This is a genomic window from Exiguobacterium sp. s130, from assembly GCF_018619055.1.
Classification (GTDB): Bacteria; Bacillota; Bacilli; order Exiguobacteriales; family Exiguobacteriaceae; genus Exiguobacterium_A.
In genome coordinates, this window is record NZ_JACSNI010000010.1 from 26,742 (window position 1) to 46,938 (window position 20,197).

The window sequence follows — 20,197 nt, forward strand, 5'->3', positions numbered from 1 at the left end:
ACGCCTTGACACGCCGGTATGGCGGTGCTACTATGATATAGTGTTGCCAACCGGCTGTGTTATTTTGGAGGATATCTTCATGTCTTACAAAAAAGTAGTCGGCGCAGATTTGAAGTTTGTCGGTCAAAAGCAAACGCTCAAAGCATTGCGATCTGGCAAGGCGTCGGAAGTGATCATTGCGGATGACGCAGATGAACACGTAAAACAAGCATTGCTCGAAGCGGCGAAACAAGCTAACGTTCCAGTCGTGAATGTTCCTTCTAAGCAAGAGCTTGGAAAAGCTTGTGGAATCGATGTCGCAGCAACAGCTGTTGCCATTAAGAAAGTTTGATAATGCGTTTTGTGTGGCGATGGAATGCCTGAGCCACGCAAAACGTTTCATTATGACTTTCGATGAACCACCCGGCTCGGTGGTTTTGAAATTTGTCATGAATTCAGGAAGGGAGGATCTCAAAGATGCCTACTATCAACCAATTAGTCCGTAAAGGACGTCAATCAAAAGTTGTGAAATCAGATTCGCCAGCGCTGAACAAAGGGTACAACAGCTTCATTAAAGCTCGTACTGACATCAGCTCACCACAAAAACGTGGTGTTTGTACTCGTGTAGGTACAATGACTCCGAAGAAACCGAACTCGGCTCTTCGTAAATACGCACGTGTACGTTTGACGAACACAATGGAAGTAACAGCTTACATCCCAGGTATCGGCCACAACCTTCAAGAGCACAGTGTTGTTCTTATCCGCGGCGGCCGCGTAAAAGACTTACCAGGGGTACGTTACCACATCGTTCGTGGTGCGCTTGATACAGCTGGTGTTGACGGCCGTATGCAAGGTCGTTCGAAATACGGTACGAAACGTCCTAAAGTTAAAAAATAATCTAGATATCTTAAGATATCACCTCACTATATGAAAGGAGGGACTCGGAATGCCACGTAAAGGTCAAGCAGAACGTCGTGATGTAATGGCTGATCCGATCTACAACTCTAAACTCGTTACCCGCCTTATCAACCGTCTTATGTTAGATGGTAAAAAAGGTACTGCTCAACAAATCTTATACAAAGCTTTCGAAACTATCGCTGAACGTTCAGGTCGCGATGCAATGGAAGTCTTTGAAGAAGCGATGAACAACATCATGCCAGTTCTTGAAGTTAAAGCACGCCGTGTAGGTGGAGCTAACTATCAAGTTCCTGTCGAAGTTCGCCCAGAGCGTCGTACGACACTTGCACTTCGTTACCTCGTGAACTACTCACGTCTCCGTAACGAAAAAACTATGGATGCGCGCCTTGCTAACGAAATCATGGACGCTGCAAACAACACTGGTGCTTCTGTTAAGAAGCGCGAAGATATGCACAAAATGGCGGAAGCGAACAAAGCGTTTGCTCACTACCGCTGGTAATTCCGAAAATCACCACCTCATGCATGCCATTTTCAATGGAATTATGAGGTGGCTTTCGGGTATAGTCATGACGTGTGGCAACACACGACCACTAAACTAAAATGCGAAAGGAGAATGTTTAAAGATGGCAAGAGAATTCTCCCTTAAGAACACTCGTAACATCGGGATCATGGCTCACATCGATGCTGGTAAAACAACAACGACTGAGCGTATCCTGTATTACACGGGTCGTATCCACAAGATTGGTGAAACGCACGAAGGTGCTTCACAAATGGACTGGATGGAGCAAGAGCAAGAGCGTGGGATCACGATTACATCGGCAGCAACAACTGCTCAATGGAAAGGTAACCGCGTAAACATCATCGATACACCTGGACACGTAGACTTCACAGTTGAGGTTGAACGTTCACTTCGCGTACTTGATGGTGCGGTAGCAGTACTTGACGCTCAGTCTGGTGTTGAGCCACAAACTGAGACAGTATGGCGCCAAGCTACAACTTACGGCGTACCACGTATCGTTTTCGTTAACAAAATGGATAAAATCGGTGCAGACTTCTTGTACTCGGTCGGAACGCTTCGCGAACGCCTCCAAGCGAACGCACACGCGATCCAACTTCCAATCGGTGCGGAAGATGAATTCAAAGGAATCATCGACCTCGTCGAACAGAAAACATACATGTACGGTAACGATCTCGGAACTGACATCGAAGTGACTGACGGTTTCCCAGCTGATCTTGCTGATCAAGCTGAAGAACTCCGTGGATCATTGATCGAAGCAGTTGCGGATTACGAAGAAGAATTGATGATGAAATACCTCGAGGGTGAAGAAATCACAATCGACGAGTTGAAAGCGGCTATCCGTAAAGCAACTCTGACAGTTGACTTCTATCCTGTACTCGTAGGTTCGGCATTCAAGAACAAAGGTGTTCAGCTTATGCTTGACGCAGTTCTCGATTACCTCCCATCACCAATCGACGTAAAAGCGATCTCAGGTATCGACATGGATACGGATGAAGAAATCGTACGTGAGTCTTCGGACGACGCACCATTCTCTGCACTCGCGTTCAAAGTCATGACTGACCCTTACGTCGGTAAACTTACATTCTTCCGTGTGTACTCTGGTACAGCTTCGGCAGGATCGTACGTTAAAAACTCAACAAAAGGCAAACGTGAGCGTCTTGGACGTATCCTTCAAATGCACGCAAACAGCCGTGAAGAGATCCCGATGGTATACGCGGGTGACATCGCTGCAGCTGTAGGTTTGAAAGATACGACTACTGGAGATACGCTTTGTGCAGAGAAAGACAACGTCGTTCTCGAATCAATGACATTCCCAGAACCAGTTATCTCGGTCGCTATCGAACCAAAAACGAAAGCTGACCAAGATAAAATGGGTCAAGCCCTCGCTAAGCTTGCTGAAGAGGATCCAACGTTCCGCACTGAAACAAACCCAGAGACTGGTCAAACGATCATCTCAGGTATGGGTGAGCTTCACCTCGACATCATCGTTGACCGTATGCGTCGCGAGTTCAAAGTCGAAGCAAACGTTGGTGCTCCACAAGTAGCTTACCGTGAAACGATCCGCCAAGCGGCGAAGATCGATTCGAAGTTCGCTCGTCAATCTGGTGGTCGTGGTCAGTATGGTCACGTCGTCGTAGAATTCGAGCCGAACGAAGAAGGCGCTGGCTTCGAGTTCAACAACAAAATCGTCGGTGGTGTTGTTCCACGTGAATACATCCCAGCGGTTGAGAACGGAATCGAAGAAGCACTTCAAAACGGTATCCTTGCTGGTTACCCGGTCGTTGACGTAAAAGCTTCACTCGTCTTCGGATCGTACCACGATGTCGACTCAAACGAGATGGCATTTAAAGTTGCGGCTTCAATGGCAGTCAAACAACTCAAAGATAAGAGCGGCGCTGTTATCCTTGAGCCAATGATGAAAGTTGAAATCGTCATCCCAGACGAATACATGGGAGACATCATGGGTGATGTTACATCACGCCGTGGTCGCGTAGAAGGTATGGAAGCACGCGGTAACGCTCAAGTTGTCCGTTCAATGATTCCACTTTCTGAAATGTTCGGATACGCTACTGGTCTTCGTTCACGCACACAAGGTCGCGGAACGTACTCGATGCACTTCGATCACTACGAAGAAGTACCGAAATCAGTTGCGGAAGAAATCATCAAAAAAGCGAACGGCTAATCCTTCACAGGTTGTCACGCTTTTATGATTAGTGTAAGCTAAGGAAGGTGTACGTTATCTTACGACTCACCTTCCTAGTTATAAAAAATTATTAGACACATAGAGGAGGAATTCAGAATGGGTAAGGAAAAATTCGACCGTTCTAAACCGCACGTTAACGTTGGTACAATCGGCCACGTCGACCACGGTAAAACAACTTTAACAGCAGCTATCTCAGCTGTACTTGCAAAAGCACAAGGTAAAGCTGCAACTAAGTTTGACCAAATCGATGGTGCTCCAGAAGAGCGCGAGCGCGGTATCACAATCGCAACAGCTCACATCGAGTACGAAACAGAAAAACGCCACTATGCACACGTTGACTGCCCAGGTCACGCTGACTATGTTAAAAACATGATCACTGGTGCTGCACAAATGGACGGCGCGATCCTCGTTGTTTCTGCAACAGATGGTCCAATGCCACAAACACGTGAGCACATCTTGCTTTCACGTCAAGTAGGTGTTCCTTTCATCGTAGTATTCATGAACAAAGTTGACATGGTTGACGACGAAGAGCTTCTTGAGCTCGTCGAAATGGAAATCCGTGAACTTCTTTCTGAGTACGACTTCCCAGGTGATGACCTCCCAGTTATCCAAGGTTCTGCTCTTGGCGCGCTTAACGGCGAAGCTAAATGGGAAGAAAAAATTCTTGAACTCATGGCAGCTGTCGATGAGTACATCCCAGAACCAACTCGTGACACTGAAAAAGACTTCATGATGCCAGTTGAGGATGTCTTCTCAATCACTGGTCGTGGTACAGTTGCTACTGGCCGCGTTGAGCGTGGAGTTCTTAAAGTCAACGACGAGATCGAAATCGTTGGTCTTCACGAAGAAACTAAAAAATCAGTATGTACTGGTGTAGAGATGTTCCGTAAGCTTCTTGACTATGCTGAAGCTGGCGACAACATCGGTGCTCTTCTCCGTGGTGTATCACGTGACGACATCGAGCGTGGACAAGTTCTCGCGAAACCAAACACAATCACACCACACAAAAAGTTCAAAGCGCAAGTTTACGTTCTTTCTAAAGAAGAGGGTGGCCGTCACACGCCATTCTTCGCGAACTACCGCCCGCAGTTCTACTTCCGTACAACTGACGTAACTGGTATGGTTCAACTTCCAGAAGGTACTGAAATGGTTATGCCTGGGGACAACATCGAAATGACTGTTGAACTCATCGCACCAATCGCTCTTGAAAAAGAAACTCGTTTCTCAATCCGTGAAGGTGGCCGTACAGTAGGCGCTGGATCAGTTACAGAAATCGTTGAGTAATTTTTAAGACAAAGGTCTTCCGTCTCCCGTGGCGGAAGACCTTTTTTCATTTCTTTGAAAACAGTCTTGCAACATGGTCTGACATCTTATATACTGAGGAAAGTGTTTGTGCGAGTGGTGAGAGACTTGAATACATATTCTATTTTATTAGTGCTTGCATTCTTGCTGGTGATTCAGTATGATAGAATATGTTGGTCACAAACACAACGCGATGAAGCGGGAGGTTATGACACACCAGGCGGCATTGCCATGGCTAGTGTGGAAATTTCCGCGGAGAATGTCTATTTACGAAATAGGCGAAAAGGAGGGAAATAACATGGCAAATGAAAAAATTCGGATCCGTTTGAAAGCATACGATCACCGCGTGCTTGATCAATCGGCTGAGAAGATTGTCGACACAGCAAAACGTTCAGGTGCTACTGTATCTGGTCCGATCCCACTCCCAACGGAGAAAGCGGTCTACACAGTACTTCGTGCCGTTCACAAGTATAAAGATGCTCGTGAGCAGTTCGAAATGCGTACACACAAACGTTTGATCGACATCGTTAACCCAACACCGAAAACTGTTGATGCGCTTATGCGTCTCGAACTTCCATCGGGCGTTGACATCGAAATCAAACTTTAATTTTTCTTCTATAGATAGTTGATACTAGCCAGAAGATCAAAATCATTCAATATTAGGAGGTGTATCTCATGGCTAAAGGAATCTTAGGAACTAAACTCGGTATGACACAAATCTTCAACGAGTCAGGCGAAGTCGTCCCTGTTACTGTCGTTTCAGTCGAAGGTAACGTTGTTCTTCAATTGAAAACAACGGAAGTTGACGGTTACGAAGCAGTCCAACTCGGCTTTGGTGATATCAAAGAAGGTCGTCAAAACAAACCGCAAAAAGGTCACGCTGCGAAAGCAAACGCGACACCTAAGCGCTTCATTAAAGAAATCCGTACATCAGTAGCAGATTTCGAAATCGGTCAAGAGATTAAAGCAGATACTTTCGCTGCAGGCGAAATGGTTGATGTAACAGGTACGTCGAAAGGTAAAGGTTTCGCTGGTGCAATCAAGCGTCACAACCAATCACGTGGTCCAATGGCTCACGGTTCGCGTTACCACCGTCGCCCAGGTTCAATGGGTCCTGTTGCTCCTAACCGTGTATTCAAAGGGAAATTGCTCCCTGGACGCATGGGTGGAGAGCAAATCACTGTTCAAAACCTTGAAATCGTAAAAGTTGATGCAGAACGCGGCTTACTCCTCGTCAAGGGTGCTATCCCAGGCGCACGTAAGAGCCAAGTTGTCATCAAATCTGCGGTTAAAGGCAACTAATCCGTTTGCAAGGAAAGGAGGAATAACGAATGCCTAAAGTAGCTTTGCTTAACCAAACAGGTACACAAGTTGGAGACATCGAGCTCGCAGATGCCGTTTTCGGAATCGAGCCAAATGAAGCAGTCGTATACGATGCAATCGTCATGCAACAAGCTTCACGTCGCCAAGGTACACATGATACAAAAGGTCGCTCGGAAGTTCGCGGTGGCGGCCGTAAACCATGGAAACAAAAAGGTACTGGTCGTGCACGCCAAGGTTCGATCCGTTCGCCACAATGGGTTGGCGGTGGAACAGTCTTCGGTCCAACACCACGTTCGTACGCTTACAAACTTCCTAAAAAGGTTCGTCGTCTCGCACTTCGTTCAGCACTTTCTTCGAAAGTCGCTAACAACGAGTTCATCGTTCTTGAAGGATTGACAATCGATGCTCCTAAAACTAAGGACATGATCGCAGTATTCGCTGCTCTTTCAATCGAACGTAAAGTTCTCGTCGTTACTGCTGATTACAACGAGTCAGTCGTTCTTTCAACACGCAACATCCCAGGTGTCACAGTCGTTGACGCTGCAGGTGTAAACGTCCTTGATCTTGTCGCTCATGACAAAGTCATCATTACGAAGGACGCTGTTGCGAGAGTAGAGGAGGTGCTTGCATAATGGCACACACACACGACATTATCAAACGTCCTGTCATTACTGAACGTTCAGTAAACCAAATGGCTGAGAAAAAGTACACATTCGAAGTAGACGTGAAGGCATCTAAGACTCAAATCAAAGATGCAGTTGAAGCGATCTTCGGAGTGAAAGTTGACAAAGTCAACACATTAATCTCAAAACCAAAAGCAAAACGCGTAGGTCGTCACGCTGGTTACACAGCACGCCGCAAAAAAGCGGTCGTCACGCTTACTGCAGATAGCAAAGAACTCGATTACCTCGGTTAATCGGAACTCTGTAGAAAAGGAGGGAACTCTCGATGGGAATTAAAAAGTTTAAACCGACCACTAACGGTCGTCGTAATATGACTGCACTCGACTTTGCTGAGATTACGGCTTCACGTCCTGAAAAATCGTTAACTGAAAAGCTTTCGAAAAAGGGCGGACGTAACAACCAAGGTCGCTTGACAGTACGTCACCAAGGTGGCGGACACAAACGTAAATATCGTATCATCGACTTCAAACGGAACAAGGATGGCATCGCTGGTCGTGTCGCTACAATTGAGTACGATCCAAACCGCTCTGCTAACATCGCATTGATCCACTACATCGATGGTGAAAAACGCTACATCCTCGCACCGAAAGGCTTGAAAGTAGACATGCAAGTCATGGCTGGACCAGAAGCTGACATTAAAGTCGGTAATGCTCTTCCACTTTCAAACATCCCAGTCGGTACGTTGATCCACAACATCGAACTTAAGCCAGGTAAAGGTGGTCAGCTCGTTCGCGCAGCTGGTACTTCTGCTCAGCTTCTCGGTAAAGATGGTAAATACGCGATCGTTCGTCTTCAATCAGGCGAAACTCGTATGATCCTTGCTACTTGCCGTGCAACAGTCGGCGCTGTCGGTAATGAAGAGCACGAGCTCGTCAATATCGGTAAAGCTGGTCGTTCACGCTGGCTCGGAAAACGTCCTACAGTTCGTGGTTCTGTCATGAACCCAGTCGATCACCCACACGGTGGTGGTGAAGGACGTGCTCCAATCGGTCGTTCGGGCCCACTTACTCCTTGGGGTAAACCGGCACTCGGATACAAAACTCGTAAGAAAAACAAAGCGAGCGATAAATATATCGTCCGTCGTTCTAAAAAATAATTACATGATTTCTGGACGGTTCGTAGGAACCGTTCCTGAATCATGCCAAAGGGAGGTACAACTATGGGTCGCAGCTTGAAAAAAGGTCCATTCGCAGATCACCATCTGCTCGCTAAGGTTGATAAAGCCAACGAAGCTGGTGACAAACATGTCATCAAAACTTGGTCACGCCGCTCGACAATCTTCCCAGAGTTCATCGGTCACACGATCGCTGTCTACGATGGTCGTAAACACGTACCGGTTTACGTGACAGAAGATATGGTCGGTCACAAACTTGGTGAATTCGCTCCAACACGTTCTTACAAAGGACATGCTGGAAACGATAAGAAAACGAAACGTTAATCTGAGGGGAGGTACTCATTATGCAATCAAAAGCATCGGCTAATATGGTTCGCATTGCTCCTCGTAAGGCACGTCTCGTAGTAGACTTAATCCGCGGGAAGCAAATCGGCGAAGCACTTTCGATTCTTGCTTACACGAACAAGGCAGCAACGCCAATCGTTGAGAAAGTATTGAAATCGGCAATCGCGAACGCTGAGCACAACTTCGACATGAACATCGAAAACCTCGTAGTCACTGAGGCTTACGTAAACGAAGGTCCAACGCTCAAACGTTTCCGCCCACGTGCAATGGGTCGCGCAAGCCGCATCAACAAACGTACGAGCCACGTTCACATCGTGGTATCTGAAAAATAAGGAGGGATTACCGTGGGTCAGAAGATTAACCCAACTGGTCTTCGCGTAGGTATCATCAAAGACTGGGAATCACGTTGGTTCGCAGATAAAGACTATGCTGATCTCCTTCATGAAGACTACGTAGTTCGTGAATATATCGAAAAACGTCTTAAAGACGCTAGTGTCTCTAAAGTAGAAATCGAGCGCGCAGCTAACCGCTTGAACATCTCACTTCACACTGCTAAGCCTGGTATGGTTATCGGTAAAGGCGGTTCTGAAATCGAAACACTTCGTAAAGACATCACTAACCTTGCAAAAGGCAAACGCGTTCACGTTAACGTCGTTGAAGTGAAAAACCCGGATGCAGTTGCTAAGCTCGTCGCTGAGAACATCGCTCGCCAACTTGAAGGTCGCGTATCGTTCCGTCGTGCTATGAAGCAATCAATCCAACGCTCAATGCGTTCTGGTATCAAAGGAATCAAGACTGAAGTTTCTGGTCGTCTTGGTGGCGCTGATATCGCTCGTTCTGAGAAGTATTCGGAAGGAACAGTTCCACTTCATACACTCCGTGCAGACATCGATTACGGTACTGCAGAAGCTGATACAACTTACGGCAAAATTGGCGTAAAAGTATGGCTCCACCACGGTGAAGTGCTTCCTACGAAAAAAGCAGCAGCAAACGAAGAATAATCCACATCCGTCTAGGGAAGGAGGCAACACAACATGTTGTTACCAAAACGTGTAAAATATCGTCGTGTTCACCGCGGCAACATGCGTGGTAAAGCGAAACGTGGTACTACAGTACACTTCGGCGAGTTCGGTATCCAAGCTCAAGAAGCTAGCTGGATCACTAGCCGTCAAATCGAATCAGCGCGTATCGCGATGACTCGTTATATGAAACGTGGTGGTAAAGTGTGGATCAAGATCTTCCCACACAAGCCATACACTAAAAAACCTCTTGAAGTCCGAATGGGTTCAGGTAAAGGTGCTCCGGAGGGCTGGGTAGCAGTCGTCAAACCGGGTAAAGTAATGTTCGAAATCGCAGGAGTATCGGAAGAGATCGCACGCGAAGCTCTCCGTCTTGCATCACACAAACTTCCAGTAAAATGTAAGTTCGTAAAACGTGAAGAAAATGGTGGTGATACGAATGAAAGCAACTGATCTCCGTCAGCAAACAACTGAAGAGCTTAACGGTAAAGTCGGTTCGTGGAAAGAAGAGTTGTTCAACCTTCGTTTCCAACTCGCGACTGGTCAGCTTGAGAACCCTGCTCGTATCCGTGAAGTGCGCAAGTCGATTGCACGCGCGAAAACCGTTCTTCGTGAACGCGAACTCGGCATCAACAACGCATAATTCACTCGGATTCTGAGAGGAGGAACACTCAATGGAACGCACTAACAACCGCAAAGTGTTAACTGGACGCGTCGTTTCTGACAAAATGGACAAAACGATCGTAGTTACAGTTGAAACAAAAGTAAAGCACAAGCTTTACGGCAAACGCGTAAACTACTCTAAAAAGTACAAAGCGCATGATGAAAACAACACAGCTAAAATCGGTGATGTTGTACGCATTCAAGAAACACGTCCATTATCTAAGGACAAACGTTTCCGTCTCGTAGAAGTCATTGAAGAAGCAGTAATCATCTAAACTCTAATTAGTTCGGGTGAATAAACATCCGGAGGGAGGTACAATCGTATGATTCAACAAGAATCTCGCTTAAAAGTAGCAGACAACTCAGGAGCTCGTGAAGTCTTGACGATCAAAGTCCTCGGTGGTTCTGGTCGTAAAACTGCTAACATCGGTGACGTTATTGTTTGTACAGTAAAACAAGCAACACCAGGTGGCGTTGTCAAAAAAGGTGAAGTTGTACGCGCAGTAGTCGTTCGTACTAAACGTGGCGTTCGTCGTAAAGACGGTTCGTACATCCGTTTTGACGAAAACGCAGCAGTCATCATCAAAGATGACAAAAGCCCACGTGGCACACGTATCTTCGGACCAGTCGCACGCGAACTTCGTGAAAAAGACTTCATGAAGATCGTCTCGTTGGCACCGGAAGTACTTTAATTCCAAAGAATTCCTACAAGGAGGTGCTCTAACGATGCATGTCAAAAAAGGTGATAAAGTTCAGGTTATGACTGGTAAAGACAAAGGCAAACAAGGCGTTGTCCTTACAGCTATGCCTAAAAAAGATCGCGTAATCGTCGAAGGCGTTAACATGATCAAAAAACACTCAAAACCTTCTCAACTCAACCCGCAAGGCGGAATTGTCGAGAAAGAAGCACCGATTCACGTATCGAACGTTATGCTCATCGACCCTAAGACAGGTAACCCAACACGCGTTGGTTTCACTGTGGTTGACGGCAAGAAAGTACGTATCGCTAAAAAATCGGGCGAAGCTTTAGATAAATAAGAAGATTTAAAGAAAGGAGGTCCACTTTCTGATGAACCGTTTAAAAGCTAAATACCAAGACGAAATCGTCAAAGTAATGATGGAGAAATTCAATTACAGTTCTGTAATGCAAGCGCCGAAAGTCGATAAAATCGTAATCAACATGGGTGTTGGTGACGCTGTTACGAACTCTAAGGCACTTGACATGGCAGTTGAAGAGCTTCAGCTCCTCACTGGTCAGAAACCACTCATCACGAAAGCTAAGAAATCAATCGCTGGTTTCAAACTTCGTGAAGGTATGCCAATCGGTGCGAAGGTTACACTTCGTGGCGAGCGCATGTACGAATTCCTCGACAAGTTGATCAACGTGTCACTTCCACGTGTACGTGACTTCCGTGGCGTATCGAAAAAATCTTTCGATGGCCGTGGTAACTACACGCTAGGCGTGAAGGAACAATTGATCTTCCCAGAGATCGACTACGATCGCGTATCGAAAGTCCGTGGTATGGACATCGTTATCGTAACTACTGCTAACACGGATGAAGAGTCACGTGAGCTTCTCACTGCACTCGGCATGCCATTCCAAAAATAAGGGAGGTCGACAACATGGCTAAGAAATCAATGATCGCACGTGAAGTAAAACGTCAAGCACTCGTTGAGCGCTACGCTGAAAAACGCGCAGAATTGAAAGCACAAGGCGACTACATCGGCTTGAGCAAACTCCCACGTAACTCTTCAGCGGTTCGTTTACACAACCGTTGTAGTATCACTGGCCGTCCACACGGTTACATTGGTAAATTCGGTATCAGCCGTATTAAGTTCCGTGATCTTGCTCATAAAGGTCAAATCCCTGGTGTTAAAAAAGCAAGCTGGTAATTCATTAAAGTTGTGAAAGGAGGTACATCGCATGGTTATGACAGATCCGATTGCAGATATGCTTACACGCATTCGTAATGCAAACATGGTTCGCCATGAGAAGTTGGAAATGCCAGCTTCTACAATCAAACGTGAAGTCGCTGAAATCCTCAAACGTGAAGGTTTCATCCGCGATGTTGAATATCTCGAGGACAGCAAACAAGGTACGCTCCGCGTATTCCTTAAATACGGCGCAAGCAACGAGCGCGTTATCACTGGACTCAAACGTATCTCGAAACCAGGTCTTCGCGTTTACGCGAAAGCTGATGAAATCCCGAAAGTACTCGGTGGTCTCGGAATCGCTATCGTTTCAACATCTAAAGGTGTAATGACTGATAAAGAAGCTCGCCAACAAAAAGTCGGCGGCGAAGTGATCGCATACATCTGGTAATACACGCATAAAAAGAACGGAGGTGTCTTAAATGTCACGTATTGGTAAAAAGCCAGTCGTCATCCCAGCAGGCGTTACAGTAACAGTTGAAAACAACACGGTTACGGTAAAAGGTCCTAAAGGGGAACTCTCACGCGAGTTCAGCCCAGCTATGGCGATCAACGTAGAAGGTAATGAATTGACTGTCACTCGTCCGAACGACGAGAAAGCAAACCGTACGATCCACGGAACGACTCGTGCGCTTATCGCGAACATGGTCGAAGGTGTAAGCAACGGTTTCGCTAAGACACTCGATATCCAAGGTGTTGGTTACCGTGCACAAAAGCAAGGTAACAAAATCGTACTCAACCTCGGTTACTCACACCCAATCGAGTACACTCCGGAACAAGGCATCGAAGTCGAAGTTCCTACGAATACGCAACTCATCGTTCGCGGAATCAGCAAAGAACGTGTTGGTCACGTCGCTGCATTGATCCGTTCGTACCGTCAACCTGAGCCGTACAAAGGTAAAGGTATTCGTTACAGTGATGAAGTCGTTCGTCGTAAAGAAGGTAAAACAGGTAAGTAATTCGCGAATGCGAATTGACCGGAAAGGAGTGGCATAAATGATCTCAAAGGCAGATAAAAACGCTACGCGTAAAAAACGTCATGGTCGTGTCCGTCGTACAATCATCGGGACTGCAACACGTCCACGTATGAACGTATTCCGTTCGAACAAGAACATTTACGTACAAGTCATTGACGATGCAACACATGCAACACTCGCATCTGCATCATCACTCGACCTTGAAAAAGGCAACACGACTGACGCTGCGGCAGCAGTTGGTAAGCTCGCAGCTGAGCGCGCTCTTGAAAAAGGTATCGAAACAGTCGTTTTCGACCGTGGAGGATATCTCTATCATGGACGTATCAAAGCTGTAGCTGAAGCAGCTCGTGAAGCTGGTCTCAAATTCTAATAGAAAAGGAGGGAACCTCTACATGCGCCAGTTAGAAATTAACATGGATCAACTCGAAGAACGCGTTGTTACCGTAAACCGCGTCGCGAAAGTAGTAAAAGGTGGCCGTCGCTTCCGTTTTGCTGCCCTCGTCGTCGTTGGTGACAAGAATGGTCACGTAGGTTTCGGTACGGGTAAAGCTCAGGAAGTGCCTGAAGCGATCCGTAAAGCAATCGAAGATGCTAAGAAAAACATGGTTAACGTTCCAATCGTTAACACAACAATTCCACACGAAGTCAACGGTGTATTCGGTGCAGGTCACGTCTTCTTGAAGCCTGCTTCTGAAGGTACTGGAGTCATCGCTGGTGGTCCAGTTCGTGCGGTTCTCGAATTAGCGGGAATCAACGACATTCTTTCAAAATCACTTGGATCAAGCACTCCAATCAACATGGTTCGTGCGACTGTCGAAGGTCTCACATCACTCAAACGTGCTGAAGAAGTTGCGAAACTCCGCGGTAAAACCGTCGAAGAACTTCGCGGTTAAGAAAGGGAGGGAAAACAGATGGCGAAACTCGCAGTTACCCTCACACGCAGCATGATCGGTCGTCCGGAGAACCAACGCGTTACTACTCGTACGCTTGGTCTCCGTAAGATGCACCAGACTGTTGTCGTACCTGACAACGCTGCTATGCGTGGGATGATTAACCACGTGTCACACTTAGTGACAGTAAAAGAAATTCAAGAGTAATAGTTCGATATAATTTTATGAGGAGGTGCCCCACTATGAAACTCCATGAATTGAAACCAGCTGCTGGTTCACGTTCAGAACGCAACCGTGTAGGTCGCGGTATGTCTTCTGGTAACGGTAAGACTTCTGGCCGTGGTCACAAAGGTCAAAAAGCTCGTTCAGGCGGTGGTGTTCGTCCAGGTTTCGAAGGTGGACAAAACCCACTTTACCGTCGTTTACCAAAACGCGGCTTCAACAACCCAACTCGTAAAGAGTTCGCGGTCATTAACCTTGACACACTCAACCGTTTTGAAGAAGGAACTGAAGTCACTCCAGAACTTCTTGTCGAGACTCGTGCAGTCAAAGGCATGAAAGACGGCGTGAAAATTCTTTCTAACGGTAAGATCGAAAAGAAACTAACAGTCAAAGCTCATAAGTTCTCCGACGCTGCGAAGCAAGCAATCGAAGCTGCCGGCGGTACGGTTGAGGTGATCTAATGTTTCAAGCGATCTCCAATATGTGGCGCGTAGCTGACATTCGTCGGCGCATTCTCTTTACCTTGGCATTGGTCATCGTGTTCCGGATCGGAGCACATATCCCGGTGCCAATGGTAAACACGGAAGTGTTCAAGATCGACCAGAATGGTATTCTTGGTTTCTTGAACTCGTTCGGTGGGAATGCTTTGCAGAATTTCTCACTCTTTGCGATGGGAATCATGCCGTATATCACGGCCTCGATCGTTGTCCAACTCTTACAGATGGACGTTGTTCCAAAGTTTGCCGAATGGGCAAAACAAGGAGAGGCGGGCCGTAAGAAGTTAGCAACGGTAACGCGCTATGGAACGATCGTACTCGGCTTAGTCCAAGCGTTTGGAATCGCGCTTGGATTTAACCGTATCTACCCAGGTCTTGTCGACGAACAGTTCGGCACCTGGACATACGTTATGATTGCACTCGTATTGACAGCGGGAACAGCATTCTTGATGTTCATTGGTGAACTCATCACGGAGAAGGGCATTGGTAACGGGATATCAATGATCATCTTCGCTGGGATCGTCGCGGGCTTCCCGAATGCATTCCGCCAGATTTACGAAACGAAGCTCCAAAATGCAGGGGATGCTTTGTTTGTAAACGTGCTTTATATCGTACTCTTGCTTTTAATCATCATCGCGGTCATCGTCGGAGTCATTTATGTTCAGCAAGCTGCACGTAAGATTCCGATTCAGTACGCTAAGCGTACGGTGAACCGGACACCAGTTGGCGGTCAATCGGCACACTTACCGATCAAATTGAACGCTGCCGGTGTTATTCCAGTCATCTTCGCGGTGTCGTTCATGGTGACGCCACCAACGATTGCGAGTTTCTTTGCAAGTGCGGAAACAGCAGCGAAGATCCGTGACATCTTCGACTACACGAGTCCAATCGGTATGTCGATCTATGTGGCACTGATCATCGCGTTCTCGTACTTCTACACATTCGTTCAGGTTAATCCGGAACAAATGGCAGAGAACCTTCAAAAACAAGGCGGATACATTCCTGGTATTCGTCCTGGTAAGCAAACGGAGCAGTACATCACGAAGATTCTATACCGTTTGACATTCTTCGGTTCACTCTTCCTTGCTGTCATCGCGGTGACGCCGACATTCTTCATTAAGTTTGCTGGCTTGCCGAACTCGGTGCAGATTGGTGGAACGAGCTTGTTGATCGTCATCGGTGTAGGACTAGAGACGATGAAACAGATTGAAAGCCAATTGGTTAAACGACACTACAAAGGCTTTATCCGATAAGGCGGGAGGAAGGGGACCATCCCTTTCCTTTCTGTTGTGTCTATAGAGCTATAGAAGTGGAGGCTACCGACATGAATCTAGTATTGATGGGTTTGCCGGGTGCTGGTAAAGGAACGCAGGCTGCGAAAATCATCGAAGACTATGCGATCCCCCACATCTCGACAGGCGACATGTTCCGCGCGGCGATCAAAGATTCAACGCCACTCGGACAAGAAGCGAAATCATACATGGATAAAGGGGAACTCGTTCCGGACGAAGTCACAATCGGCATCGTACGTGAGCGTCTCGCCAAAGAAGACTGTGCAAATGGTTTTCTCCTTGACGGTTTCCCGCGCACAGTGAAACAAGCAGATGCTCTTGAAGCATTACTTGAAGATCTGGGCAAACAAATTGATCACGTCATCCACATTGGTGTAGACCCGGAGAAACTTGTCCCTCGTTTGACAGGTCGCCGGATTTGCCCAACTTGCGGAGCAACGTATCATGTTCTCTACAACCCACCAAAAGTGGAGGGAATCTGTGATATCGACGGATCAGCACTTGTACAACGTGAAGATGACCAAGAGGAGACAGTACGTCGTCGCTTGGAAGTCAACGTCGCTCAAGCGCAACCTTTGATTGACTTTTACGCAGAAAAAGGGTATCTTCGTAATTTGGACGGTGATCGTCCAATCAACGATGTATATTCCGATGTTCAGGCACTCCTTGGTGATCAGTAATGATCATCACGAAAGCGCCGCGTGAAATCGACATCATGCGTAAAGCAGGACAAATCGTCGCCCGGACGCATAAGGAGCTTCAAGCTCATATTCGCCCAGGTATCACGACGGGGCAACTCGACGCGATCGCTGAACGCTATATTCGAAGTCAAGGGGCAACACCATCGTTTAAAGGGTATAATGGTTTCACGGGTAGCATCTGTGCTTCCGTGAACGAAGAGCTTGTCCATGGTATTCCGGGAGATCGTGTACTTCAGGACGGTGACATCATCTCGATTGACATCGGAGCAGAGTACAATGGGTATCACGGAGATTCAGCCTGGACATATCCGGTAGGTACAATCTCTGAAGAGACGAAGCGGTTACTTGACGTAACTGAAGAATCTCTGTATAAAGGATTGGAGCGCGCCAAAGCTGGCGTGCACCTGACAGATATTTCGCATGCGATTCAGTCACATGTTGAAGCAGCGAATTTTTCTGTAGTCCGCGAATATGTGGGCCACGGCGTGGGACAAAATTTGCATGAAGATCCGCAAATTCCACATTATGGACCACCGGGGAAAGGGCCGCGCCTGAAAACCGGCATGACACTGGCAATTGAGCCAATGGTCAATGTCGGGAAACGCTATGTTCGCACACTATCCGACAATTGGACGGTAGTGACGGTGGACGGTAGCATGTGCGCCCACTTTGAGCACACCATCGCCATCACAGACGACGGCTACGAGATCTTAACGGTCGATGCAGAGTGAGCTGTGCGCGTTATTGGTGTCACCTTTCTATAAGCCAGTATCCACTCGTGTTTGTGACCGATGATCTCTCAATGGCTCTTGTAGAAAGCCCCTAGCGCTACAAATCGTCTGGGCTCCCAATCAACTTTATAGAGAAAGGGGTATAATTGATGGCGAAACAAGATGTAATCGAAGTGGAAGGTACGGTTATCGAGCCGCTTCCAAACGCGATGTTTAAGGTGGAGTTAGAAAACGGCCACACGGTCCTCGCGCACGTCTCAGGAAAAATTCGGATGCACTTCATTCGGATCTTGCCAGGAGATAAAGTAACGGTTGAGTTGTCACCATACGACTTGACTCGCGGACGGATCACATACCGTTTCAAATAAAAACTCCGATTTTTTCAGGAGGAGGTATTCACAATGAAAGTAAGACCTTCGGTTAAACCGATCTGTGAAAAATGTAAAGTTATCCGCCGTAAAGGCAAAGTAATGGTTATTTGCGAAAACCCTAAGCATAAACAAAAACAAGGGTAATTAAACAAGGAGGTGCACACATGGCACGTATTGCTGGTGTAGATATTCCACGTGAGAAACGCATCGTCATCTCACTCACTTACATCTATGGTGTTGGTAAAACGACTGCTCAAAAAGTCTTGAAAGAAACTGGTATCTCTGAAGATACTCGTACTCGCGACTTGACTGAGGAACAATTGAACCAACTTCGTGATGGTTTAGACAAAATCAAAGTTGAGGGTGACCTTCGTCGTGAAATCTCACTCAACATCAAACGTTTGATCGAAATCGGTTGCTACCGTGGTGTTCGTCACCGTCGTGGTCTTCCAGTTCGTGGTCAAAACACTAAAAACAACTCGCGTACTCGTAAAGGCCCACGCCGTACAGTAGCGAACAAGAAGAAGTAAGGGAGGGTAAACTAAGATGGCAAAACGCAAACAGAACGTTCGTAGTAAACGTAAAGTCAAAAAGAATATTGAATCTGGTATCGTGCATATCCGTTCAACATTCAACAACACGATCGTTACGATCACTGATATGCAAGGGAATGCAATCTCTTGGGCAACTGCAGGTAACATGGGCTTCAAAGGCTCACGTAAATCGACTCCTTTCGCTGCACAAATGGCATCTGAAACAGCTGCTAAAACAGCAATGGATAACGGTATGCGTACTGTAGAAGTTAACGTTAAAGGTCCTGGTGCAGGTCGTGAAGCAGCTATCCGTGCTCTTCAAGCAATCGGTCTCGAAGTCACTGCAATCCGTGACGTTACTCCAGTACCACACAACGGTTGCCGCCCTCCAAAACGTCGTCGCGTGTAACCCGTCTTGTACTGCAGAGCGGGGATTCGAGTAGACTTTTGTTGATCGTTTGACCAAGCAAGGCAGTAGAAACGTACACAAGGCGGTTGGCGATTGAACGCGATGGCCAACATGACGATATTCAAGGAGGGGTTCAGATGATCGAAATCGAAAAACCGAAGATTGAAACGATCGAGTTAAGCGAGAACGCTACGTTTGGTAAATTCGTAGTTGAGCCGCTTGAGCGTGGATTCGGTACAACGCTTGGTAACTCATTGCGTCGTATCCTATTGTCTTCACTTCCGGGTGCTGCAGTCACTGCTGTCCAAATCGATGGCGTTCTTCATGAGTTCTCGACGATTGATGGCGTTGTAGAAGACGTTACCCAAATCATCTTGAACCTTAAGAAACTCGCCCTCAAAGTATACTCGGAAGAAGAGAAAACGCTTGAGATCGATATTCAAGGCGCTGGTGTTGTCACTGCTGCGAACATTACGCATGACAGCGACGTCGAAATCCTCAACCCAGAACTTCACATCGCAACGCTTGCAGAAGGTGCATCACTTCATATGCGTCTTACAGCACGCCGCGGTCGTGGGTATGTTCAGGCTGAAGATAACAAACGGGACGATATGCCAATTGGTGTCATCCCAATCGACTCAATTTACACGCCAATTCAACGTGTAAATTATCAAGTTGAAAAAACACGTGTTGGTCAAGATGCGAGCTTCGATAAATTGACGCTTGATGTTTGGACGGACGGTTCAATCCGCCCTGAAGAAGCAGTGTCACTCGGTGCGAAAATCATGACAGAACACTTAAACATCTTTGTTGGTCTTACAGACGAAGCGCTCCATGCTGAAATCATGGTCGAAAAGGAAGAAGATCAAAAAGAAAAAGTACTCGAAATGACGATCGAAGAACTCGATCTCTCAGTTCGTTCGTACAACTGTTTGAAACGCGCTGGTATCAACACGGTTCAAGAACTCGCGAACAAGAGCGAAGACGAGATGATGAAAGTCCGTAACCTCGGACGTAAATCACTCGAGGAAGTTCAAGCGAAACTCGACGAACTGGGACTAGGCTTGCGCAAAGAAGACTAATACTATTAATTGCACGAAGGAGGGAATCCATCCATGGCATACTCGAAATTAGGCCGTACAAGCTCACAACGTAAGGCACTTTTGCGTGACCTTGCGACTGATCTCATCATCAATGAGCGTATCCAAACTACAGAACAAAAAGCGAAGGAACTTCGTCCAGTCGTAGAGAAACTCATCACTTTAGGTAAACGCGGTGATCTCCACGCTCGTCGTCAAGTTGCATCGTTCGTTCGCCGTGAAGCTGCTGGTCAAAACGCAGAGGGCAAAGCACAAGACGCGATCCAAAAATTATTCGCTGATGTGGCTCCACGTTTTGCTGAGCGTCAAGGTGGTTACACACGCATCATGAAAATGGGACCACGTCGTGGTGACGGCGCAGAAATGGTCATCATCGAACTCGTTTAATCCTCATTAAATGATTCGCCATAAAAGGGCAGTGCGTATCCCGCTTCTGCCCTTTTGCTACAAAATGAAAGTATTGATTTGATGAA

35 protein-coding genes are annotated in these 20,197 nt (G+C 46.9%); all 35 read left to right on the forward strand.

Features of this window, described 5'->3' with window-relative positions; translation table 11 throughout:
- Window positions 1–79: 79 nt before the first annotated feature.
- The 35 genes from HZS85_RS15955 to rplQ all read left to right on the forward strand — a co-directional run bounded on the left by HZS85_RS15955 (window position 80) and on the right by rplQ (window position 20,111).
- Window positions 80–331: a ribosomal L7Ae/L30e/S12e/Gadd45 family protein gene (locus HZS85_RS15955; RefSeq protein ID WP_056064895.1), complete on the forward strand. Its 252-nt coding sequence runs from the start codon at window positions 80–82 to the stop codon at window positions 329–331.
- Window positions 332–456: 125 nt separating this feature from the next.
- The gene (gene rpsL, locus HZS85_RS15960) at window positions 457–876 is read left to right on the forward strand and encodes a 30S ribosomal protein S12 (protein ID WP_023466621.1); all 420 of its coding nucleotides are present in this window, start codon (window positions 457–459) and stop codon (window positions 874–876) included.
- A 49-nt stretch (window positions 877–925) separates the two neighbouring features.
- Complete coding sequence (gene rpsG / locus HZS85_RS15965) at window positions 926–1,396, forward strand: 30S ribosomal protein S7 (protein ID WP_023466623.1); 471 nt, start codon at window positions 926–928, stop codon at window positions 1,394–1,396.
- A gap of 124 nt (window positions 1,397–1,520) precedes the next feature.
- A complete protein-coding gene (gene fusA, locus HZS85_RS15970; protein ID WP_195866121.1) occupies window positions 1,521–3,599 on the forward strand; it encodes an elongation factor G in 2,079 nt (692 codons plus the stop codon).
- A 117-nt stretch (window positions 3,600–3,716) separates the two neighbouring features.
- Entirely contained in the window at window positions 3,717–4,904 is a 1,188-nt protein-coding gene (tuf, locus tag HZS85_RS15975) for an elongation factor Tu (RefSeq protein WP_195866122.1), read from the forward strand.
- 316 nt (window positions 4,905–5,220) lie between these two features.
- Window positions 5,221–5,529, forward strand: a complete 309-nt coding sequence (rpsJ, locus tag HZS85_RS15980; protein ID WP_029343090.1) for a 30S ribosomal protein S10 — start codon at window positions 5,221–5,223, stop codon at window positions 5,527–5,529.
- 68 nt (window positions 5,530–5,597) lie between these two features.
- A complete protein-coding gene (gene rplC, locus HZS85_RS15985; protein ID WP_058705174.1) occupies window positions 5,598–6,224 on the forward strand; it encodes a 50S ribosomal protein L3 in 627 nt (208 codons plus the stop codon).
- Window positions 6,225–6,253: 29 nt separating this feature from the next.
- Window positions 6,254–6,877 (forward strand): 50S ribosomal protein L4, encoded by a 624-nt coding sequence (gene rplD / locus HZS85_RS15990; RefSeq protein WP_023466630.1) that lies wholly within the window; start codon window positions 6,254–6,256, stop codon window positions 6,875–6,877.
- The gene (gene rplW / locus HZS85_RS15995; RefSeq protein WP_023466631.1) at window positions 6,877–7,161 is read left to right on the forward strand and encodes a 50S ribosomal protein L23; all 285 of its coding nucleotides are present in this window, start codon (window positions 6,877–6,879) and stop codon (window positions 7,159–7,161) included. The genes rplD and rplW overlap by 1 nt, the downstream gene beginning before the upstream one ends.
- A 32-nt stretch (window positions 7,162–7,193) precedes the next feature.
- Window positions 7,194–8,024, forward strand: a complete 831-nt coding sequence (gene rplB / locus HZS85_RS16000; protein ID WP_023466632.1) for a 50S ribosomal protein L2 — start codon at window positions 7,194–7,196, stop codon at window positions 8,022–8,024.
- Between the two features lie 63 nt (window positions 8,025–8,087).
- On the forward strand, window positions 8,088–8,366 hold the full coding sequence (rpsS, locus tag HZS85_RS16005; RefSeq protein WP_012369013.1) for a 30S ribosomal protein S19: 279 nt from the start codon (window positions 8,088–8,090) through the stop codon (window positions 8,364–8,366).
- Window positions 8,367–8,386: 20 nt separating this feature from the next.
- Window positions 8,387–8,719 carry a 50S ribosomal protein L22 gene (gene rplV, locus HZS85_RS16010; protein ID WP_012369014.1) on the forward strand — a complete coding sequence of 111 codons (333 nt, stop codon included), beginning with the start codon at window positions 8,387–8,389 and terminating at the stop codon, window positions 8,717–8,719.
- Between the two features lie 12 nt (window positions 8,720–8,731).
- Window positions 8,732–9,388 carry a 30S ribosomal protein S3 gene (rpsC, locus tag HZS85_RS16015; protein WP_023466633.1) on the forward strand — a complete coding sequence of 219 codons (657 nt, stop codon included), beginning with the start codon at window positions 8,732–8,734 and terminating at the stop codon, window positions 9,386–9,388.
- Between the two features lie 33 nt (window positions 9,389–9,421).
- Window positions 9,422–9,859: a 50S ribosomal protein L16 gene (gene rplP / locus HZS85_RS16020; RefSeq protein WP_012369016.1), complete on the forward strand. Its 438-nt coding sequence runs from the start codon at window positions 9,422–9,424 to the stop codon at window positions 9,857–9,859.
- Entirely contained in the window at window positions 9,846–10,049 is a 204-nt protein-coding gene (gene rpmC / locus HZS85_RS16025) for a 50S ribosomal protein L29 (protein ID WP_012369017.1), read from the forward strand. The genes rplP and rpmC overlap by 14 nt, the downstream gene beginning before the upstream one ends.
- Before the next feature lie 31 nt (window positions 10,050–10,080).
- Window positions 10,081–10,344, forward strand: coding sequence for a 30S ribosomal protein S17 (rpsQ, locus tag HZS85_RS16030; RefSeq protein WP_023466634.1), 264 nt, complete (start codon window positions 10,081–10,083; stop codon window positions 10,342–10,344).
- A 48-nt stretch (window positions 10,345–10,392) separates the two neighbouring features.
- Window positions 10,393–10,761, forward strand: a complete 369-nt coding sequence (gene rplN, locus HZS85_RS16035; protein ID WP_012369019.1) for a 50S ribosomal protein L14 — start codon at window positions 10,393–10,395, stop codon at window positions 10,759–10,761.
- 34 nt (window positions 10,762–10,795) lie between these two features.
- Window positions 10,796–11,107, forward strand: a complete 312-nt coding sequence (rplX, locus tag HZS85_RS16040; RefSeq protein ID WP_012369020.1) for a 50S ribosomal protein L24 — start codon at window positions 10,796–10,798, stop codon at window positions 11,105–11,107.
- A 31-nt stretch (window positions 11,108–11,138) separates the two neighbouring features.
- Window positions 11,139–11,678, forward strand: coding sequence for a 50S ribosomal protein L5 (rplE, locus tag HZS85_RS16045; protein WP_023466635.1), 540 nt, complete (start codon window positions 11,139–11,141; stop codon window positions 11,676–11,678).
- Window positions 11,679–11,692: 14 nt separating this feature from the next.
- Window positions 11,693–11,962, forward strand: coding sequence for a 30S ribosomal protein S14 (gene rpsN, locus HZS85_RS16050; RefSeq protein ID WP_023466636.1), 270 nt, complete (start codon window positions 11,693–11,695; stop codon window positions 11,960–11,962).
- Between the two features lie 31 nt (window positions 11,963–11,993).
- Window positions 11,994–12,392, forward strand: a complete 399-nt coding sequence (gene rpsH / locus HZS85_RS16055; RefSeq protein ID WP_012369023.1) for a 30S ribosomal protein S8 — start codon at window positions 11,994–11,996, stop codon at window positions 12,390–12,392.
- 31 nt (window positions 12,393–12,423) lie between these two features.
- Window positions 12,424–12,960, forward strand: a complete 537-nt coding sequence (gene rplF, locus HZS85_RS16060) for a 50S ribosomal protein L6 (protein WP_058705173.1) — start codon at window positions 12,424–12,426, stop codon at window positions 12,958–12,960.
- Between the two features lie 37 nt (window positions 12,961–12,997).
- Window positions 12,998–13,348 carry a 50S ribosomal protein L18 gene (gene rplR, locus HZS85_RS16065; RefSeq protein WP_023466638.1) on the forward strand — a complete coding sequence of 117 codons (351 nt, stop codon included), beginning with the start codon at window positions 12,998–13,000 and terminating at the stop codon, window positions 13,346–13,348.
- 22 nt (window positions 13,349–13,370) lie between these two features.
- Window positions 13,371–13,871, forward strand: coding sequence for a 30S ribosomal protein S5 (gene rpsE, locus HZS85_RS16070; protein WP_023466639.1), 501 nt, complete (start codon window positions 13,371–13,373; stop codon window positions 13,869–13,871).
- Window positions 13,872–13,889: 18 nt separating this feature from the next.
- Entirely contained in the window at window positions 13,890–14,075 is a 186-nt protein-coding gene (gene rpmD, locus HZS85_RS16075) for a 50S ribosomal protein L30 (protein ID WP_023466640.1), read from the forward strand.
- Between the two features lie 35 nt (window positions 14,076–14,110).
- Window positions 14,111–14,551 carry a 50S ribosomal protein L15 gene (gene rplO, locus HZS85_RS16080; protein WP_035399353.1) on the forward strand — a complete coding sequence of 147 codons (441 nt, stop codon included), beginning with the start codon at window positions 14,111–14,113 and terminating at the stop codon, window positions 14,549–14,551.
- Window positions 14,551–15,840 carry a preprotein translocase subunit SecY gene (gene secY / locus HZS85_RS16085; RefSeq protein ID WP_214856817.1) on the forward strand — a complete coding sequence of 430 codons (1,290 nt, stop codon included), beginning with the start codon at window positions 14,551–14,553 and terminating at the stop codon, window positions 15,838–15,840. The genes rplO and secY overlap by 1 nt, the downstream gene beginning before the upstream one ends.
- A gap of 71 nt (window positions 15,841–15,911) precedes the next feature.
- On the forward strand, window positions 15,912–16,559 hold the full coding sequence (locus tag HZS85_RS16090; RefSeq protein ID WP_023466643.1) for an adenylate kinase: 648 nt from the start codon (window positions 15,912–15,914) through the stop codon (window positions 16,557–16,559).
- Window positions 16,559–17,311 (forward strand): type I methionyl aminopeptidase, encoded by a 753-nt coding sequence (map, locus tag HZS85_RS16095; RefSeq protein WP_023466644.1) that lies wholly within the window; start codon window positions 16,559–16,561, stop codon window positions 17,309–17,311. The genes HZS85_RS16090 and map overlap by 1 nt, the downstream gene beginning before the upstream one ends.
- Window positions 17,312–17,460: 149 nt before the next feature.
- Window positions 17,461–17,679, forward strand: coding sequence for a translation initiation factor IF-1 (infA, locus tag HZS85_RS16100; protein ID WP_012369032.1), 219 nt, complete (start codon window positions 17,461–17,463; stop codon window positions 17,677–17,679).
- Between the two features lie 33 nt (window positions 17,680–17,712).
- On the forward strand, window positions 17,713–17,826 hold the full coding sequence (gene rpmJ / locus HZS85_RS16105) for a 50S ribosomal protein L36 (protein ID WP_003156543.1): 114 nt from the start codon (window positions 17,713–17,715) through the stop codon (window positions 17,824–17,826).
- A gap of 20 nt (window positions 17,827–17,846) precedes the next feature.
- Complete coding sequence (gene rpsM / locus HZS85_RS16110; protein ID WP_023466646.1) at window positions 17,847–18,212, forward strand: 30S ribosomal protein S13; 366 nt, start codon at window positions 17,847–17,849, stop codon at window positions 18,210–18,212.
- 16 nt (window positions 18,213–18,228) lie between these two features.
- A complete protein-coding gene (gene rpsK, locus HZS85_RS16115; RefSeq protein ID WP_023466647.1) occupies window positions 18,229–18,624 on the forward strand; it encodes a 30S ribosomal protein S11 in 396 nt (131 codons plus the stop codon).
- A 137-nt stretch (window positions 18,625–18,761) separates the two neighbouring features.
- Entirely contained in the window at window positions 18,762–19,706 is a 945-nt protein-coding gene (locus HZS85_RS16120) for a DNA-directed RNA polymerase subunit alpha (RefSeq protein ID WP_023466648.1), read from the forward strand.
- 33 nt (window positions 19,707–19,739) lie between these two features.
- Window positions 19,740–20,111, forward strand: coding sequence for a 50S ribosomal protein L17 (gene rplQ, locus HZS85_RS16125; RefSeq protein ID WP_023466649.1), 372 nt, complete (start codon window positions 19,740–19,742; stop codon window positions 20,109–20,111).
- Window positions 20,112–20,197: the final 86 nt, after the last annotated feature.

Excerpts from the sequence above, each read along its gene's own strand:
- HZS85_RS15955 (WP_056064895.1), top strand. The coding sequence starts at position 80 with ATGTCTTACAAAAAAGTAGTCGGCGCAGATTTGAAGTTTGTCGGTCAA.
- rpsL (WP_023466621.1), top strand. The coding sequence starts at position 457 with ATGCCTACTATCAACCAATTAGTCCGTAAAGGACGTCAATCAAAAGTT.
- rpsG (WP_023466623.1), top strand. The coding sequence starts at position 926 with ATGCCACGTAAAGGTCAAGCAGAACGTCGTGATGTAATGGCTGATCCG.
- fusA (WP_195866121.1), top strand. The coding sequence starts at position 1,521 with ATGGCAAGAGAATTCTCCCTTAAGAACACTCGTAACATCGGGATCATG.
- tuf (WP_195866122.1), top strand. The coding sequence starts at position 3,717 with ATGGGTAAGGAAAAATTCGACCGTTCTAAACCGCACGTTAACGTTGGT.
- rpsJ (WP_029343090.1), top strand. The coding sequence starts at position 5,221 with ATGGCAAATGAAAAAATTCGGATCCGTTTGAAAGCATACGATCACCGC.
- rplC (WP_058705174.1), top strand. The coding sequence starts at position 5,598 with ATGGCTAAAGGAATCTTAGGAACTAAACTCGGTATGACACAAATCTTC.
- rplD (WP_023466630.1), top strand. The coding sequence starts at position 6,254 with ATGCCTAAAGTAGCTTTGCTTAACCAAACAGGTACACAAGTTGGAGAC.
- rplW (WP_023466631.1), top strand. The coding sequence starts at position 6,877 with ATGGCACACACACACGACATTATCAAACGTCCTGTCATTACTGAACGT.
- rplB (WP_023466632.1), top strand. The coding sequence starts at position 7,194 with ATGGGAATTAAAAAGTTTAAACCGACCACTAACGGTCGTCGTAATATG.
- rpsS (WP_012369013.1), top strand. The coding sequence starts at position 8,088 with ATGGGTCGCAGCTTGAAAAAAGGTCCATTCGCAGATCACCATCTGCTC.
- rplV (WP_012369014.1), top strand. The coding sequence starts at position 8,387 with ATGCAATCAAAAGCATCGGCTAATATGGTTCGCATTGCTCCTCGTAAG.
- rplP (WP_012369016.1), top strand. The coding sequence starts at position 9,422 with ATGTTGTTACCAAAACGTGTAAAATATCGTCGTGTTCACCGCGGCAAC.
- rpmC (WP_012369017.1), top strand. The coding sequence starts at position 9,846 with ATGAAAGCAACTGATCTCCGTCAGCAAACAACTGAAGAGCTTAACGGT.
- rpsQ (WP_023466634.1), top strand. The coding sequence starts at position 10,081 with ATGGAACGCACTAACAACCGCAAAGTGTTAACTGGACGCGTCGTTTCT.
- rplN (WP_012369019.1), top strand. The coding sequence starts at position 10,393 with ATGATTCAACAAGAATCTCGCTTAAAAGTAGCAGACAACTCAGGAGCT.
- rplX (WP_012369020.1), top strand. The coding sequence starts at position 10,796 with ATGCATGTCAAAAAAGGTGATAAAGTTCAGGTTATGACTGGTAAAGAC.
- rplE (WP_023466635.1), top strand. The coding sequence starts at position 11,139 with ATGAACCGTTTAAAAGCTAAATACCAAGACGAAATCGTCAAAGTAATG.
- rpsN (WP_023466636.1), top strand. The coding sequence starts at position 11,693 with ATGGCTAAGAAATCAATGATCGCACGTGAAGTAAAACGTCAAGCACTC.
- rpsH (WP_012369023.1), top strand. The coding sequence starts at position 11,994 with ATGGTTATGACAGATCCGATTGCAGATATGCTTACACGCATTCGTAAT.
- rplF (WP_058705173.1), top strand. The coding sequence starts at position 12,424 with ATGTCACGTATTGGTAAAAAGCCAGTCGTCATCCCAGCAGGCGTTACA.
- rplR (WP_023466638.1), top strand. The coding sequence starts at position 12,998 with ATGATCTCAAAGGCAGATAAAAACGCTACGCGTAAAAAACGTCATGGT.
- rpsE (WP_023466639.1), top strand. The coding sequence starts at position 13,371 with ATGCGCCAGTTAGAAATTAACATGGATCAACTCGAAGAACGCGTTGTT.
- rpmD (WP_023466640.1), top strand. The coding sequence starts at position 13,890 with ATGGCGAAACTCGCAGTTACCCTCACACGCAGCATGATCGGTCGTCCG.
- rplO (WP_035399353.1), top strand. The coding sequence starts at position 14,111 with ATGAAACTCCATGAATTGAAACCAGCTGCTGGTTCACGTTCAGAACGC.
- secY (WP_214856817.1), top strand. The coding sequence starts at position 14,551 with ATGTTTCAAGCGATCTCCAATATGTGGCGCGTAGCTGACATTCGTCGG.
- HZS85_RS16090 (WP_023466643.1), top strand. The coding sequence starts at position 15,912 with ATGAATCTAGTATTGATGGGTTTGCCGGGTGCTGGTAAAGGAACGCAG.
- map (WP_023466644.1), top strand. The coding sequence starts at position 16,559 with ATGATCATCACGAAAGCGCCGCGTGAAATCGACATCATGCGTAAAGCA.
- infA (WP_012369032.1), top strand. The coding sequence starts at position 17,461 with ATGGCGAAACAAGATGTAATCGAAGTGGAAGGTACGGTTATCGAGCCG.
- rpmJ (WP_003156543.1), top strand. The coding sequence starts at position 17,713 with ATGAAAGTAAGACCTTCGGTTAAACCGATCTGTGAAAAATGTAAAGTT.
- rpsM (WP_023466646.1), top strand. The coding sequence starts at position 17,847 with ATGGCACGTATTGCTGGTGTAGATATTCCACGTGAGAAACGCATCGTC.
- rpsK (WP_023466647.1), top strand. The coding sequence starts at position 18,229 with ATGGCAAAACGCAAACAGAACGTTCGTAGTAAACGTAAAGTCAAAAAG.
- HZS85_RS16120 (WP_023466648.1), top strand. The coding sequence starts at position 18,762 with ATGATCGAAATCGAAAAACCGAAGATTGAAACGATCGAGTTAAGCGAG.
- rplQ (WP_023466649.1), top strand. The coding sequence starts at position 19,740 with ATGGCATACTCGAAATTAGGCCGTACAAGCTCACAACGTAAGGCACTT.